The sequence below is a fragment of the Halorussus salinisoli genome, from assembly GCA_005239435.1.
GTDB lineage: Archaea > Halobacteriota > Halobacteria > Halobacteriales > Haladaptataceae > Halorussus > Halorussus salinisoli.
On sequence record SZNP01000006.1, the window covers coordinates 261,668 to 276,043 of the forward strand.

Consider the following 14,376-nt stretch of genomic DNA (forward strand, 5'->3'; position numbering starts at 1 on the left):
CGACCCGACGAACAAACCTAACTTCGCCGACCCCGAACACGCACTCGAATGGACGACCGTCTCGAAAGCTTCCTCCGGTCGAAGATCCGGTCCGCCGGGCGGCAGTACGCCGACGCAAAGCGGGCCTACGCCAGCGCCAGGCAGACCGCGCTCGCAGACCTCCCGCAGGACGAGGAGGGCAAGGCCAAAATCGTCTGTCGGCGATACGCCGAGCGCCGGGCCGTCGAACTCGACCGAGAGGCCCGTCCCGACTGCTTCGACCCCGAACACCCCGACTGCGAGGGGTGCGTGCGAGACGTGCGCGACGGCCGCATCGAGACGTGGTAAGATGACCGGCAACGACGCTACCGAGACGATAGACCGGCCCGTCGTCGCCCTCGTGATGGCCGGAGGTACCGGCACGCGCCTCTACCCGGCCAGCAGGTCCGACCGACCGAAGCAGTTCCTCTCGCTCGGTGGCGACGGCGACGACTCGCTGCTCTCCCAGACGGTCTCGAGGGTCGGATTCGCCGACGAAATCTACGTCTCGACCGCGGCCGACCACGCCGACCGAGTGCGCGAGGAGGTACCCGAGGCGGGCGTCCTCGTGGAACCCGCGGCCAAGGACACCGGTCCGGCGCTGGTCTACGCCGCCCACCGCGTCCGCGAGCAGGTCGGCGAGTGCGTCCTGCTCGCCGTACCGAGCGACCACCTCGTCGCCGGTGGATTCGAGTCGTCCGCGAAGACCGCGGCCCGCGCCGCAGTCGAAACGCGGGGGTTGGTCGCGTTCGGCGTGGAACCGACTCGGCCCGCGACCGGCTACGGGTACATCGAGCCGGGGGTTTCGGAGGGTGAGTGGGCAGAAATCGGGCAGTTCCGCGAGAAGCCAGACGAGGCGACCGCCGAGCAGTTCGTGGAGGACGGTTTCTACTGGAACGCCGGCCTGTTCGCGTGGACGCCCGAAGCCCTGCTCCGGGAGGCCCGCGACTCCCCGCTCGCGGCGCTCGTGGACGCGCTGGACGAGGGCGACTTCGAGCGAGGATTCCGGGAGGTCGAGTCGGTCAGCATCGACTACGCGGTGATGGAGCGCACCGACGACGCCTACGTCGTGCCCGCCGACTTCTCGTGGGACGACGTGGGCGCGTGGGACGCCGTAGAGCGCGTAGTCGAGACCGACGAGGACGGGAACGCGATTCTGGGAGACGGTCTCGCCATCGACGCCGAAAACAACGTCGTGGCGAGCGACGGCGACGCGCACATCAGCGCGGTCGGCGTCGAGGGGTTGGTCGTCGCAGCCTACGACGACAGGGTGCTGGTCGTGCCGAAGGACGACGCCCAGCGCGTGCGCGAGATAGTTTCGGAGTTGCGCGACCAGGGGCGGTTCTGACGGCCACTCGAACTTTACGCGAGTCCGTAGTACACCCGCTGTTATGTCCGACACCCCCGCCGGTGAAATCGTAGAGAAGACAGACGACTTCACTCACGTCCGGTTCCGCGACCCCGACGAGTTCGACACGATTCGGACGCCCGACTGGGCCGAGAACGCCGCCAGCAGCGAGGTCGAGGGGGCCGAAGTCCGAACCGGGAAACTGGAAGACAGCGACGACTGGCTGGTCGAGAGCGTCCTGATTCCGGCGGGGACCGACGACGACGAGGCCGAAGAACGGGCCGAGCAGATAGTCGGGAAAATCGAGAGCTGAGTCAGCTCCGGAGCCTGCCACCGTCCACGGGCACGGCCGCGCCGTTGACGAAACTCGCGCGCTCGCTGGAGAGGAAAGCGACGGTGTCACCGAGTTCGCGGGGCTGACCCACGCGGTCCAGTGGGATGTCGTCGGCCCACGACACGAGGCCCTCGTCGTAGGTGTCGTACTCGCCGCGCTCGACGGCGGCCTCCACGAGTTCCTGAATCCGCGGCGTCTCGTGTGCGCCGGGGAGGACGGCGTTGACTCGCACCTCCGGAGCGAACTCGCGGGCTTGCGTCTTCATCAGGCCGATGACGCCGCGCCGGACCGCGTTCGAGAGGACGAGACCGTCGATGGCCTCCCGGACGCTGGTCGAGGTGACGTTGACCACGGTGCCCGCGTCGCCCTCGACGAGATGTGGGTGGGCGGCCTTGGTCAGCCAGACCGCGCTCATCACGAGGAGGTCGTAGGCCTCGTACCAGTCACGCTCGGTCGTGTCGAGGAACGGGCCGCTCGGTGGCCCGCCCGCCGAGGTGACGACGTGGTCCAAGCCGCCGAACTCTTCGACCGTCGCGTCCACCAGCGTCTCTATCTCGTCGGGGTCGGTGATGTCGGTCGGGACCGCCACTACGTCGCCGTCGCCAGCCGCGTCGATCTCCTCCTTCGCGTCTTCCAACTGCTCCTCGCCGCGAGCACAGATGGCGACGTTCGCGCCTTCGGCCGCGAGCGCCTTCGCCGAGGCCCGGCCGAGACCGCTCGAGCTCGCCGTTACCAGTGCCGAGTTACCGTCTAATCCCAGGTCCATACCCGGTGGTTCGGAGTCCGAGTTGAAAGCTCTCGGGGTGGCGGCTATCTGTTCGGCGAACGGAACGCGGATGGAGCACCGACAGGGGCGAGCAAGCGCGGAGGTACGGGGGCGCAGTGCGGCCACGGTGCCGTGCGGCCGCGGTGTTGTGCAGTTGCGGTTCCGTGCGGTCTGATTGGCTCTGCAGTAGGTAGCTCCGAGTTAGCCATCTTTTCCAACACAAAGAGTAACTATCGAAGGTCAAGATAATCAAAATTAATTCTCGAAAACACCGATTTACGTCTCTCGACTGACTTCCCGCGACTTCCGAACCGTCACCTCGCCGTCGGTCGTCACGCCGATGAGGAGGTCCTCGTGCACCTCTCGGCCCTCGACGGCGTCCCCGGCCTCGTCGCTCACGCGCTTCATGAGTTCCGGCGCGGCGTGGTTGACCTTCACGCCGGCCTCGTCGCAGGCGTCGTACACCCGAGACGGGACGTCGTAGAGGTCCGTGTTTTCGGTCACGACGATGCGGACCGGCGCGCGCAACGCCTCGGCGAAGGCGACCGTCTCGCGGGCCTTCCGGACGTTCTCGCGGGCGCTGGCCTCGACGCTGGAGACGTTCGCGCGAGAGGTACCCAGCGACTCGGCGATGGTCGCCTGTGCGACTCCGCGTTCGCGCAGGGCCAGCACCTCGGCCTGTCGCCGGGTCAGGACGCTGGTCTGGGCGTCGAATCCCGCGCGGTCGAGTATCTCGTCCACGTCGTACTCGTCGCTCACGGTCGACCCTCCGCTTCGCTCGTCGCGGCCCGCTCCCGCGTCCGCGACCCTCCGTCGTGGCGTGCGCTCATGGTCGCCTCTACGTACTCGCCGGGAAAAAACCCGCGGCGTGCAACGCTCACGGGGAGAGTACGACATTCAGAACGGAGTACGACGCCCGCGACGAGAACGCTGTTGGGACTGTCCATCCCGCCGCGACCGATCGGTCCTCCGGGCGTTAGCTACCCCAGAAGTTGTCGCGGCTTCCGAGTTGCGGCCGCGACGGTCCGTCCTCGTCGTCGGTGTCGTCGGCGTCGTCAGCGTCGGCGTCGCCGGCGTCGTCGGCGTCGGCTTCCTCGGCCTGTTCGTCGTCGTCCTCGGTCTCCGACTCGACCGAATCCTCGTCGTCCATCGGCAGGCGTTCGAGTTCGTCGGCGCGAGCGTGGTTGCTGTGGACGTTCGTAATCTTCACCTTCGCACGAGCGTCGGGCAGGACGCCGTCCACCATGACGATGAACCCGTCCTCGGTCCGGCCGACGCCTGCACCGCTCTCGTGGATGTCCTCGACGGTCACGACGACCTCCTCGCCCGGTTGGACGGGAGCCGTCTTGAGTTCGGAGATCGGTTGGTTGTAGTGCTGGCACCACTCGGCTCCGCCGCGGTCGCCGTAGTGTTGGCATCCCATTCCCTCGATGCGCTCCTGAAAACTCGGGCATTCGTCGGCGAGTGGACAGTCCGGCATGTCTGTGGCTACTTGCCGACCGGCCTAAACCTTTACCTTCCGGCCCAACCTTTTGCCGCGTCTTCGGGCCGCCGCAGGCGGTCGGGTGCCGGCAGAAGGTCGAGCAGAAGCCTTCGTCACCAGCTCGCGAGCGCGGCAAACTGCACTCGTGAGCGCGGTCCTCGGCTCGCTCACTCGTTCGCGGTAATATCGCCGTGTCAGCGCGGTGCTTCCGCCACGGCGAACTCGGTCGGCGGGGGTCGGCTACTCCCCGGCGACGAGGAACGTCTTGCCGCCCTTGCGTTCGAGGTACACGTCGCCCACGTCCGGGAACCACTCGACGACGTACTCGTTCACGCGGTCGGTCTCGACGCCGGACACGTCGAGAATCGTCCTGTCGTCCGCGTCGGCCGTGCGTTCCCCGCGAGCGAACTGAGTTATCATATTCGAAGCTTATCCGGCAGTAGTATCAAGGTGAGCCGTCCGCGGTGAAAGTGAAACTAACCGACGGCGGCGATTTGCCGACCGTCACTGGCTTCAGATGTAGTAGGCGGCGACGTAGGTCAGGAGCGCGAGCAGGACCAACGGGATGAGGTGAAGACCGAGCGCGATTACGGTCATGAACAGCGACGACGGCCACGGCGAAGTGAGGAGCAGTACCGCGATGAAGAACGCGAGGATGACCAGCGGGATGATGTTCACCGAGATGTCGAGAAGCGTCTCGCGATTGAATACGGGGTGTGACATGGAACGTTCGAACGATTGCGATCGGCTTAATCTCGTCGGCCACCTTACTCGTACAACAGTTGCTCGGCCTGCGTCCGCCGACGGGACAGGTCGAAAACGGGTTCGATTTCGGAATCGGCCGCCAGTCGGTCCAGCACCAGCAGCGGGTCGGTCCCCTCGCGTTCGACCCGCTCCAGCAGAGCCGAAAGCTCCTCGCGGTACAGTGCCAGCGAGTCGAGCAGTCCGACCGCGAGCGCCATCGCCACGCCCGTCTCACCGTCGGGGAACCCGTCGCTAATCCGCGTGAAGTCGGGCGTCTCCCCGGGGGCCGAGTCGGTCGGGTCGAGACGCAGACAGCGGGTGCAAATCGCGACGCACTCGGTCTCCTCGGGCAGGTAGTCGCGCAGGTCGGCCGGGACCCGGAAGGCCAACTGTTCGCTGCCGCACTCGGGACAGGTCATACCGGTGAATCGGTCGGAGCAGTGAAAAACGTCGGTGAAGGGAATCGCAAACTCGGAGAACGACGGCGTCTCTATCAGTCGGCGGTGACGACTTCCTCGTCTTCTGCGGCATCGGCAGCGGCGGCGGCTTCGCGCTCCTCTTTCTCCTCTTGTTCCTTCTTGGCCTTGATCTTCTTCAGGCGGAAGATCTCCTCGCGCTCCTGCTCTTCGAGTTTCTGCTCGATGTACTCCTGATTCTCCTTGAGGTCGGGCAGTAGCTTGAACTCCAGCGCGTTGACGCGGCGCTTGGTGGTCTCGATCTCGGTCAGCATCTTCTTCATCGCGGTCTCGACCTCGGCCGCCAGGATGATGCTCTCGAGCAGTTCCTCGTAGGCCTCCGCGGCCTCGTCGATGCGGGCGCTAGTTCCGAGAACGCCGTATCCGCGCTCGTCGAGTCCTTTCCGAACCTTGCTGGACTCGATTTGGGGCACGACGACGCCCATGATGTTCTTCGACTCGGTGGTGATTTCGGGGTGTTCCTTGAGTGCGGCCGCCGCACCGCGGACCGCCACGTCGCCCTCCATCGCGCGAGCCATGTTGATCTTCTGCTGGGCGAGTTCGTAGTTGTCCTCGAGACCCGAGCGAACGTCCTGGGCCTGGTCGAGGATGTCCATGAACTCCATGATGAGACCGTCACGCTTCTTCTCCAGCGTGTCGTGGCCCCGCTCGGAGAGTTCGATGCGGTCCTCTATCTGCATCAAATTCTTCCGAGTGGGTTTGACGTCCTTGGCCATCTTAGGGGGAGTTTGTGGCTCAAGGGGGTTAACCTTTTACAGTCGGCGGCGTGGAAGCGGACGTCGGATACCGGGTCGGCGGCGGTAAGCCGGTATTTCTGTCGTCGGGCGACAGAGGAAACAGCGCGATTGGCGAGTAGGGAGTAACCACTCGGAGTCGAAGTCGACCGCCCGTAAGAACGAAACTTCAAAAACTCGAAGTCGCGCTCAGTCCGCCGCGACTTCTTCGACTTCTTCTTCGGGGTAGTACTTCTCGATGAGTTCCTCGTCGATACGGTTGAGTTCCTCCTTGGGGAGCATCCCGAGGAGGTCCCAGCCGATGTCGAGGGTCTCGCCGATGTCGCGGTTCGTGTCGAAGCCCTGGTCGACGAACTCCGACTCGAATCGGTCGGCGAAGTCGAGGTACTTGTTGTCGCGCTCGGAGAGGGCCTCGCGGCCGACGATGTTCACGAGGTCGCGCAGGTCCTCACCTTCCGCGTACGCGGCGTACATCTGGTCGGAGACGTCGCCGTGGTCCTCGCGGGTCAGCCCCTCGCCGATACCGTCGTCCATCAGGCGCGAGAGGCTCGGCAGGACGTTGATCGGCGGGGTGACGCCCTGCGAGTTGAGGTCCCGGTCGATGTAGATCTGTCCCTCGGTGATGTAGCCGGTCAGGTCCGGAATCGGGTGGGTGTCGTCGTCGCCGGGCATCGTGAGGATGGGAATCTGGGTGACGGACCCGTCGCGGCCCTCGATACGACCTGCACGCTCGTAGAGTTGCGCGAGGTCGGTGTACATGTAACCCGGGTAGCCACGGCGGCCCGGCACCTCTTCGCGGGCCGCACCGATTTCGCGCAGGGCCTCACAGTAGTTGGTCATGTCCGTGAGGATGACCAGCACGTGGTAGCCCTTGTCGAACGCGAGGTACTCCGCGGTGGTCAGCGCGAGGCGCGGCGTGACCGTCCGCTCGACTGCGGGGTCGTCCGCGAGATTCGTGAAGACCACGGAGCGTTCGAGTGCGCCCGTGCGCTCGAAGTCCTCCATGAACTCGTTGGCCTCTTCGGCCGTGATGCCCATCGCGCCGAAGACGACTGCGAACTCCGAGCCGTCGTCGTCCTCGCTCGCTTCGTCTTCTTCCGGCACGGTCGCCTGTCGCGCGATCTGGAGCGCGAGTTCGTTGTGGGGCAGACCGGACCCGGAGAAGATGGGGAGCTTCTGGCCGCGGACCAGCGTGTTCATGCCGTCGATGGCGGAGACGCCGGTCTGGATGAACTCCTCGGGGTACTCGCGTGCGGTCGGGTTGATAGCCGCGCCGACGATGTCTCGTCGCTCGTCCGGGACGATCTCCGGGCCGCCGTCGATGGGGTTGCCGGAACCGTCGAGGACGCGACCGAGCAGGTCCTCGGTGACGGGCATCTTCATCGTCTCGCCGAGGAACCGAACCGAACTCTTCCGGTCGATACCCTCGGTGCCTTCGAACACCTGAATCGAGACGAGACCCTCGCTCGATTCGAGGACCTGTCCGCGCTTGGTGTCGCCGTTCGGCGTCTCGATTTCGACGATCTCGTCGTAGCCGATGGGTTCGTCTACCTCTGCGAACACCAGCGGACCGCTGATCTCCGTAATGGTTTGGTACTCTTTCATGGTTTAGTAGAGCTCTCGAAGCTGTTCTTTCATGTCGTCTTCGAGGTCGGCGACGAACTCGTCGGCCTCGTCGTCCGGAGTCGTCGCGATGCGGTTCAGCCGCGGTGCGGCGTCGATGTTCGTGATTTCGTCCACCGGGACGCCAGCGTCGAGCGCGTCGAACGCCTCGTCGTTGAACGTCCGGATAGCACCCATGATTAGGTAGGACTTCTCGGGCGGACAGTTGGTGTCCACGTCGTGGAGCGCGTTCTGCTGGAGGAAGGCCTCGCGGATGTACCGCGCGACTTCCAGCGTCAACTGCTGGTCCTCCGGCAGGGCGTCCTTACCGACGAGCTGGACGATCTCCTGCAGTTCGTCCTCCTCGTCGAGCACGTCGACCGCCCACTGGCGCTGTTCGGGCCAGTCTTCGGCGACGTTCTCCACGAACCACGGGTCGAGCTGTTCCTTGTAGAGCGAGTAGGACTCGTTCCAGTTGATCGAGGGGAAGTGGCGACGCTCGGCGAGGTCCGCGTCGAGCGCCCAGAAGGTCTTGACGATACGCAGGGTGTTCTGGGTGACGGGTTCCGAGAAGTCACCACCGGGCGGGGAGACTGCGCCGACCACGGTCACCGATCCCTCGGTGTCGTTGATGTTGTCGAAGTAACCGGCGCGCTCGTAGAACTCCGAGAGGCGCGCGGCGAGGTACGCGGGGTACCCCTCTTCGCCGGGCATCTCCTCCAGTCGGGAGGAAATCTCACGCATCGCCTCGGCCCACCGCGAGGTGGAGTCGGCCATCAGCGCCACGTCGTACCCCATGTCGCGGTAGAACTCCGCGATGGTGATTCCCGTGTACACGCAGGATTCGCGCGCCGCGACGGGCATGTTCGACGTGTTGGCGATGAGGCACGTTCGGGACATCAGCGGCTTCCCGGTGACCGGGTCTTCGAGGTTCGGGAAGTCGTCGATGACCTCGGTCATCTCGTTGCCGCGCTCGCCACAACCGATGTAGACGACGATGTCGGCGTCGGCCCACTTCGCCAACTGCTGCTGGGTAACGGTCTTGCCGGACCCGAACGGACCCGGAATCGCCGCGGTTCCGCCCTTCGCCAGCGGGAACAGGCCGTCCTGCACGCGCTGGCCCGTCACGAGCGGGGTTCGCGGCGTCTTCTTGTCCTCGGCGGGGCGGGCCTCGCGGACCGGCCACTCCTGTCGCATCGAAATCTCTTCGCCGGTGTCGAGTTCGACGACCGTCTGCTCGACGGTGTAGTTGCCGGCCTCGACGGCGACGACTTCGCCGCCCTCGGAGTCGGGCGGAACCATCACTTTGTGGTCGATGCTCTCGGTCTCGGGCACGATGCCGAGGATGTCGCCGGGTTCGACTTCGTCGCCTTCGCTGACTTCGGGGTCGAACTCCCACGTCTTTTCGAGGTCGATACCGGGTGCGTCCACACCGCGGTCGAGGAACGCGCCCATCTTGTCTTCGAGGACCGTCAGCGGACGCTGGACGCCGTCGTAGATGGAGTCCAGCATGCCGGGGCCGAGGTCCACGGACAGGGGTTCGCCGGTGTTCTCGACCGGTTCGCCCGGTGCGACGTTCGAGGTTTCCTCGTACACCTGAATCGTCGTCAGGTTGCCTTCGATCTCGATGACCTCACCCATCAGCCCTTCCTCGCCGACGTACACCACGTCGTTCATCCGGGCGTCGAGGTCAGTGGCGGTCACGACCGGTCCACTTACGCTCTCGATGACGCCGTCCTCTCGAACGGTGTCGGATTCAGTTGCTTGGCTCATTCGTTGTCACCTTGTTCGTCTTCGTCCATAAGGTCGATACCGATTGCACGCTTGATCTTCCCGCGCAGTCCGCCGCTTCCCGCGCCGCCGCCGATGGAGACCATCGTCGGTTCGACGCTCGTCTCGACCTGCTGTCGAACTTGGCGCGACAGGTAGTCGAGGTCCTCGTCGTGCATCACGACGATGCCGACGTCGTCGTCTTCGAGAACGCGGGTCACTGCGTCGTCGAGTTCCGTTTCCTTGTCGTCGTCCGGGACGTTCTCGAACTTCCGGACGCCAGCGAGGCGGAACCCGGTAGTGAACTCCGGACTGCCGACGACTGCGATTTCCTGGCTCATAGTATCACCAGTTCGTTCTCGATTTCGTCCTCGCTCAGTCCGGCCTCGCGGCCACGGGCGATGGCGCGAATGTTGTCGACTTCGCGCTCCTTCGCCAACACGTAGGCCAGCACCGGACAGATCGACAGCGGAAAGACGTGCGAGAGGTGGTCGGAGTACTCGAGGAGCGCAGCGTCTAGAGCGTGCTCGAAGCCGATGAGGCTGTCGGCGCGCTCCAGTTCGTCGAGCGCCTCCGAGAGGTCGTCGCCGTACGTACTGTCTCGGATGAACGTCGCCAGTTCGTCGACGCTCGTGGACAACTGGGACAGTTCCGACGCGCGGAACAACTGTCCGCCCTCGATGAAGTAGTCGGCGGGGTCCAAGTCAGCGCCGGTCCGAGCGATGCGCAACGCGTTGCGCGCATTTCGGAAGTCGATTTCGGCCTGCAGGAACTCGACGTACAACTGCGTCGCTCGGTTGTCGCTGTCGGTGACGCCTGCCATGAGGCCCTCGTAGTACGTGCGGTCGACCGCGTTCTCCAGCGGAATCAGCACGCCCGTCTCCTCGTAGTCCTCGTACGCTGCCCCGATCGCGTCGCCGTAACGCGTGCGGTCGAGCATCTCGACGACGTCCTCGATGGAGTTGGATTCGACCAGTCGATCGAGGAACTGCCGGTCTAACTCACCAGCGTAGATGAGGTCCTCCTCGATGGCCTCGCTGTCGGAGTCGGAGTAGATACCCCGGACGATCGTCTTGATGTTCCACGCGTCGAACTTCCGGAGGTATCGGGCGATGAGCGCGTACAGTTGACCGTCAGCCCACCGGAGCAGGTCGTTGAAGTGCTTGGCGAGATTGCGATTGAGGGCGTGTTCGATGAGGTCCACGCCGTCGTAGCGGGAGCCGAGCGCGTTCACTTCCGTCTCGTACTCGGTCTCCTCCATGTATCGCGCTATCTCGCTGGGACCCATCCGGATGAGTTTCCGGTAGTCCTCGTCGTCGAACAACGCCGCTCGCCGGGCCTGAACCCGCGCGGTGACGTACTCGTAGTTCGAGGTTCCCTCCGTCTCTTTCACGCTCATTGCTCGAAGAGGCGTTTGCTAACGTCCTGAAGGTTGTCTTCCCAGACGTCCTCCAGCACCGAGTCGAACGTGTTGTTCACGCGCAGGCGGGACTGCTCGCTCTCGACGACGACGCCGCCGAGACAGTCGTACTCGCCGGCGTACTCGTAGCCGTCGTAATCGGCCACGATGTCGGTGAGGAGTTCGTCGTCCTCGGGCTTGCCGTAGACGCGGACGGTGTCGCTGTCCTCGAACTCCTCGCTGGCGGCGTCGAGCAGTTCGCGCGTCAGTTCCTCGCGGTCGTCACCTTCGAGGGTGGCGATGCGATCTTCGACCGAAGCACGAACGTCCTGCAACACGTCACGTCGGGCTTCGAGGCGCTTCTGCTTGGCCTCCAACTTGGCGCTGGAGAGCTTCTGCTCGCGCTCTTGGGCGATTGTCTGCTCGGTTTCCCGTTCTTGCTCCGCGAGAATCTCGTCGGCGTCGCTCTCTGCCTCGGAGATAATTTCGTTTGCGCGCTCGTCGCCCTCCGAACGAATTTCCTTCGCGCGCTCGCGGGCCTCGTTTCGAATATCCTCAACTACTGTGTCCAAACTCATTGATAAGAGGGGGAAAGGGGTCTATTGCGGGACGAGGAACACGACGACCAGCGCCAGGATGACGAGCGTCTCGGGCAGGACCGTCATGATGAGGCCCGTACCGAAGAGACTCTCGTCCTCCGCGATAGCGCCGATAGCGGCGCTACCGATACCGCGTTCCGCGTAGCCAGCACCGAGGGCCGCGAGACCGACTGCGAGCGCGGCCGCGGCCTTGTTCGGGATGGCGGGCGAGGATGCCGCGCCTTCTTGTGCGAGCAATGCTACAGCGTCGACGAATGTAGGTGCAAGTTCGAGCATGGTTTGGAGTTCTCCTATAGCTCTCGTAACCGGACAGTCCTATTTCCCGCTACTGGAGTCATAAAGCTTCCCAAAAGAGTTCGACGGATGGCCGTCGAAGGGCCGTAAACCCCAACTCGTGGTAGCAAATACCAAAGGAAAACGAAATCCGTGAAGTAGCCACTTCGTCGGGAGTACCGTCCGAAATAGGAAAGCGATCAGAGCGTCAGTCTTCGGTCGTGTACGACCGCTCGTAGCCGAACGGTTCGTACTCCTCGCCGCCGCCTTCGTAGAACTTGCCGAAGAACTCGACGTACTCGAGACGGACCGCCTGCAGACCGGCGCTGGTGATACCGAGCGCCAGCACCAGCAGGTGACCGATGACCAGCACGAGGAGACCGACGAGCAGTCCGCCGATGCCGGAGTGAACCAGCCCGCCGAACATGTGACTCGTCACCTCGTGGCCGTGGTACATCGTGCCGACCTCGGGCATGTGACCGAGACCGAAGTGCCACTCCGCGTGGCTGCCTTCTCCGGTGACGTAGACCCCGAAGAAGAGGAGGTTGACCGCGAAGGCCATCCCCGCCTTCGCCAGCAGAACGGCCGCAATCCGAGTGTACGAGAGGGCGTCCGAGAGGACGCTGAGGCTCTCCAACGCTCCGATGACGACGCCGGGACCGCCGAAGTGCTTGACCTCACCGGCGAGGTAGAGAAGGAACCCGACGCCGCCGAGGGCGAGACCGAGGGTCCCGACTTCGGGCGAGAAGCCACTGAAGCCGAGTGCGAACGGCTCGCCGTCGAACACGGTGTACAGGAAGTCCGGCTTCGTTCCGCTGACCTGCGTGCTGAATATCCACGTCCAGATACCCGCGAACAGCAGGACCCACGAACCGCTTTCGAGGACGGCGTCGACCGGGTCGTGGCCGACTTCCTCGACGAAGCCGAAGATGTATCCGACCGTCATGTGGGCCAGCCCCGCGAGTACGGAGAGGGTCATCCACGACAGCGCGAAGTCGGCGTTGACTGGCTGGAGACCCTTCTTGATGGGCGGGCCTCCGAAGCCGAGTGCGCCTTCCCAGAAGTGGGTGGCAATCAGGTGTAAGCCGAAGATTTCGCCGTACAGCACGCCGAACAGCGCCGTGAAGCCACCGGCCCACAGCGCGATGCCGCCGAGGCTCTTGAACGCCGGATTGTCGAAGGAACGGTAGAGCCAGTAGCCGATGCCCACGTACAACAGCCCGTACCCGAGGTCACCGATCATGAACCCGAAGAACGCCGGGAACGTCAGGAACAGGACGACCGTCGGGTCGAACTCGAAGTACCGCGGTCGGTTGATGGTCTCGACCAGCAGTTCGAAGGGCTTGACCGCGCCGGGGTTGTCCTGCACGACCGGCGGTTGGTCGTCGTCCATCGTGGTACCACCGTCGGCGGCGACCTCTCCCTCGGCAGTCTCGTCGTGCGCCGCGGGTTCCTCGTGGCCGTGAGCCTCGTGTGCGTCGTACGAGGCGCGTTCGAGTTCGTCGACCTCGACTCGGTCGCCGACCGCGTCGCCGAGGGCGCTGGCCAACTCGGTGTATCGGTCGGTCGGAATCCAGCCTTCGGCGACGAACGCGTTCTCGGTCGTGGCGAAGTTGAGCGGCGCTTCGGCCTTCTGGACGTCGATGCTCAACTTCTCCTCGGCCGCGAGCAGGAAGCCGGCCGTGTCGAGTTTGACGTTCTCGACTTCGTTCTCGACGCTGTCGAGTTCGGATACGAGCTTCTGTCGCTCGTGTTCGAGTTCCTCGACGTACTCCTCGGGGCTTCCCTCTGCGTCGGGAATCTCCAGCGAGGCGAAATCGACGCCGACCAGCACCTCGTCCAGAGCGTCGTCGTCGGTGGCGTCCTCGGGATAGGCGAAGACGGCGACGGTGCCGTCTCCCGAGAACGTGCCGAACTCGCTGATGGCGTCGGCGTCGGCGAGCGTCTGGCGAACTTCCTCCTCGTCGGCCTCGCCGACCGCGACCTGTAGCGTCTCGTAGCCCGAGAGCAGGTCGAGGTCGATACCGAGGTCCGCGAACGGCTTCACCGATCCGAGTCGGTCTTCGACGTCGCGGAGTTCGTTCTCGAGTTCGCTCCGGCGGTCGTCGAGTTCGTTGACCTCCGTGCGGACGGATTCGAGTTCGTCTTCGAGAGCTTCGTCGGTGACGATTCGGTTCGGTCCGGCGTCCTCCTCGTCGATGTCGAGGATGCTCTCGAGGGAGCGAACGGTGACGAGCTTCTCGGACGCCTTCTCGGCACCCTCGACCGGGTCACCCGGCTCGAAGCCCTCCCACGAGCCGTCGTAGTCGGACAGGTGAACCAGATTCAGCTCGTGGACGGTCTCGATGACGTCGTCCATGACGGCGCGCGACCCCGTCACGGACACCTTGCTCATTCGTTCAGGTCTGAGCATGCACCGCCTCCTCGAACAGGTCTACCACGTAGTCGGTTACTTCCTCCTCGTTCTCGCGCGCTCGCGATTCGAGTTCCTCACGCTCTTGCTCGCCCTCGGCGAGAATCTCGTCGCGCTCGGCCTCGATTTCCTCGCGAGCCTCGGCGAGACGTTCGTCGTGAAGCTCGGACGCCTCGTCCTCGGCTTCGCGGCGGATCTCCTCCGCCTCTTTCCGAGCGTCGGAGATGCGCTGCTCGCGCTCCTCCTCGGCCTCGGCGACGATATCGTCGGCCTCTTGTTCGGCCTCCTTGATTCGTTCGAGAACCTCTGGCCTCGGCATACTAATCGTCCGAATCTTGCGCAAGCGGCTATAAACTACTTGCGAACTTTCTCGTCTACGCTGTAGCCATGTCGTACGTTCACAACCCACTCTCGACT

18 protein-coding genes are annotated in these 14,376 nt (G+C 64.4%); 3 read left to right on the forward strand and 15 right to left on the reverse strand.

Features of this window, described 5'->3' with window-relative positions:
* The first annotated feature begins 48 nt into the window (after positions 1 to 48).
* The 3 genes from E2484_RS18125 to E2484_RS18135 are packed head-to-tail and all read left to right on the forward strand — an operon-like array spanning position 49 to position 1,679.
* Positions 49 to 327, forward strand: a complete 279-nt coding sequence (locus E2484_RS18125) for a DUF7091 family protein (RefSeq protein ID WP_137286589.1) — start codon at positions 49 to 51, stop codon at positions 325 to 327.
* A 28-nt stretch (positions 328 to 355) separates the two neighbouring features.
* Positions 356 to 1,366 (forward strand): mannose-1-phosphate guanylyltransferase, encoded by a 1,011-nt coding sequence (locus E2484_RS18130; protein WP_137286708.1) that lies wholly within the window; start codon positions 356 to 358, stop codon positions 1,364 to 1,366.
* 43 nt (positions 1,367 to 1,409) lie between these two features.
* Positions 1,410 to 1,679, forward strand: coding sequence for a hypothetical protein (locus E2484_RS18135; RefSeq protein ID WP_137286590.1), 270 nt, complete (start codon positions 1,410 to 1,412; stop codon positions 1,677 to 1,679).
* Position 1,680: 1 nt separating this feature from the next.
* Here E2484_RS18135 and E2484_RS18140 read toward each other — a convergent pair whose 3' ends face one another.
* From E2484_RS18140 to ahaH, 15 genes are all read right to left on the reverse strand, one after another.
* Positions 1,681 to 2,466: an SDR family oxidoreductase gene (locus E2484_RS18140; protein ID WP_137286591.1), complete on the reverse strand. Its 786-nt coding sequence runs from the start codon at positions 2,464 to 2,466 to the stop codon at positions 1,681 to 1,683.
* A gap of 276 nt (positions 2,467 to 2,742) precedes the next feature.
* Positions 2,743 to 3,225, reverse strand: coding sequence for a Tfx family DNA-binding protein (locus E2484_RS18145; protein ID WP_321112716.1), 483 nt, complete (start codon positions 3,223 to 3,225; stop codon positions 2,743 to 2,745).
* A 217-nt stretch (positions 3,226 to 3,442) separates the two neighbouring features.
* Complete coding sequence (locus tag E2484_RS18150; RefSeq protein WP_137286593.1) at positions 3,443 to 3,946, reverse strand: TRAM domain-containing protein; 504 nt, start codon at positions 3,944 to 3,946, stop codon at positions 3,443 to 3,445.
* A gap of 243 nt (positions 3,947 to 4,189) precedes the next feature.
* The gene (locus E2484_RS18155) at positions 4,190 to 4,369 is read right to left on the reverse strand and encodes a hypothetical protein (protein WP_137286594.1); all 180 of its coding nucleotides are present in this window, start codon (positions 4,367 to 4,369) and stop codon (positions 4,190 to 4,192) included.
* Positions 4,370 to 4,462: 93 nt separating this feature from the next.
* Positions 4,463 to 4,672, reverse strand: coding sequence for a DUF6684 family protein (locus tag E2484_RS18160; RefSeq protein ID WP_137286595.1), 210 nt, complete (start codon positions 4,670 to 4,672; stop codon positions 4,463 to 4,465).
* Between the two features lie 44 nt (positions 4,673 to 4,716).
* Entirely contained in the window at positions 4,717 to 5,112 is a 396-nt protein-coding gene (locus E2484_RS18165) for a DUF6276 family protein (protein WP_137286596.1), read from the reverse strand.
* A 74-nt stretch (positions 5,113 to 5,186) separates the two neighbouring features.
* On the reverse strand, positions 5,187 to 5,885 hold the full coding sequence (locus tag E2484_RS18170; RefSeq protein ID WP_137286597.1) for a V-type ATP synthase subunit D: 699 nt from the start codon (positions 5,883 to 5,885) through the stop codon (positions 5,187 to 5,189).
* A 207-nt stretch (positions 5,886 to 6,092) separates the two neighbouring features.
* Positions 6,093 to 7,508 (reverse strand): ATP synthase subunit B, encoded by a 1,416-nt coding sequence (locus E2484_RS18175; RefSeq protein WP_137286598.1) that lies wholly within the window; start codon positions 7,506 to 7,508, stop codon positions 6,093 to 6,095.
* Between the two features lie 3 nt (positions 7,509 to 7,511).
* On the reverse strand, positions 7,512 to 9,278 hold the full coding sequence (locus tag E2484_RS18180; RefSeq protein ID WP_137286599.1) for an ATP synthase subunit A: 1,767 nt from the start codon (positions 9,276 to 9,278) through the stop codon (positions 7,512 to 7,514).
* On the reverse strand, positions 9,275 to 9,616 hold the full coding sequence (locus tag E2484_RS18185) for a V-type ATP synthase subunit F (RefSeq protein ID WP_137286600.1): 342 nt from the start codon (positions 9,614 to 9,616) through the stop codon (positions 9,275 to 9,277). The genes E2484_RS18180 and E2484_RS18185 overlap by 4 nt, the downstream gene beginning before the upstream one ends.
* A complete protein-coding gene (locus E2484_RS18190) occupies positions 9,613 to 10,674 on the reverse strand; it encodes a V-type ATP synthase subunit C (protein ID WP_137286601.1) in 1,062 nt (353 codons plus the stop codon). Before E2484_RS18190 ends, E2484_RS18185 begins: the two co-directional genes overlap by 4 nt.
* The gene (locus E2484_RS18195) at positions 10,671 to 11,252 is read right to left on the reverse strand and encodes a V-type ATP synthase subunit E (RefSeq protein ID WP_137286602.1); all 582 of its coding nucleotides are present in this window, start codon (positions 11,250 to 11,252) and stop codon (positions 10,671 to 10,673) included. Before E2484_RS18195 ends, E2484_RS18190 begins: the two co-directional genes overlap by 4 nt.
* A gap of 21 nt (positions 11,253 to 11,273) precedes the next feature.
* Positions 11,274 to 11,549: a F0F1 ATP synthase subunit C gene (locus E2484_RS18200; protein ID WP_137286603.1), complete on the reverse strand. Its 276-nt coding sequence runs from the start codon at positions 11,547 to 11,549 to the stop codon at positions 11,274 to 11,276.
* A 205-nt stretch (positions 11,550 to 11,754) separates the two neighbouring features.
* The gene (locus tag E2484_RS18205; RefSeq protein ID WP_137286604.1) at positions 11,755 to 13,959 is read right to left on the reverse strand and encodes a V-type ATP synthase subunit I; all 2,205 of its coding nucleotides are present in this window, start codon (positions 13,957 to 13,959) and stop codon (positions 11,755 to 11,757) included.
* On the reverse strand, positions 13,946 to 14,278 hold the full coding sequence (gene ahaH / locus E2484_RS18210) for an ATP synthase archaeal subunit H (RefSeq protein WP_137286605.1): 333 nt from the start codon (positions 14,276 to 14,278) through the stop codon (positions 13,946 to 13,948). Before ahaH ends, E2484_RS18205 begins: the two co-directional genes overlap by 14 nt.
* Positions 14,279 to 14,376: the final 98 nt, after the last annotated feature.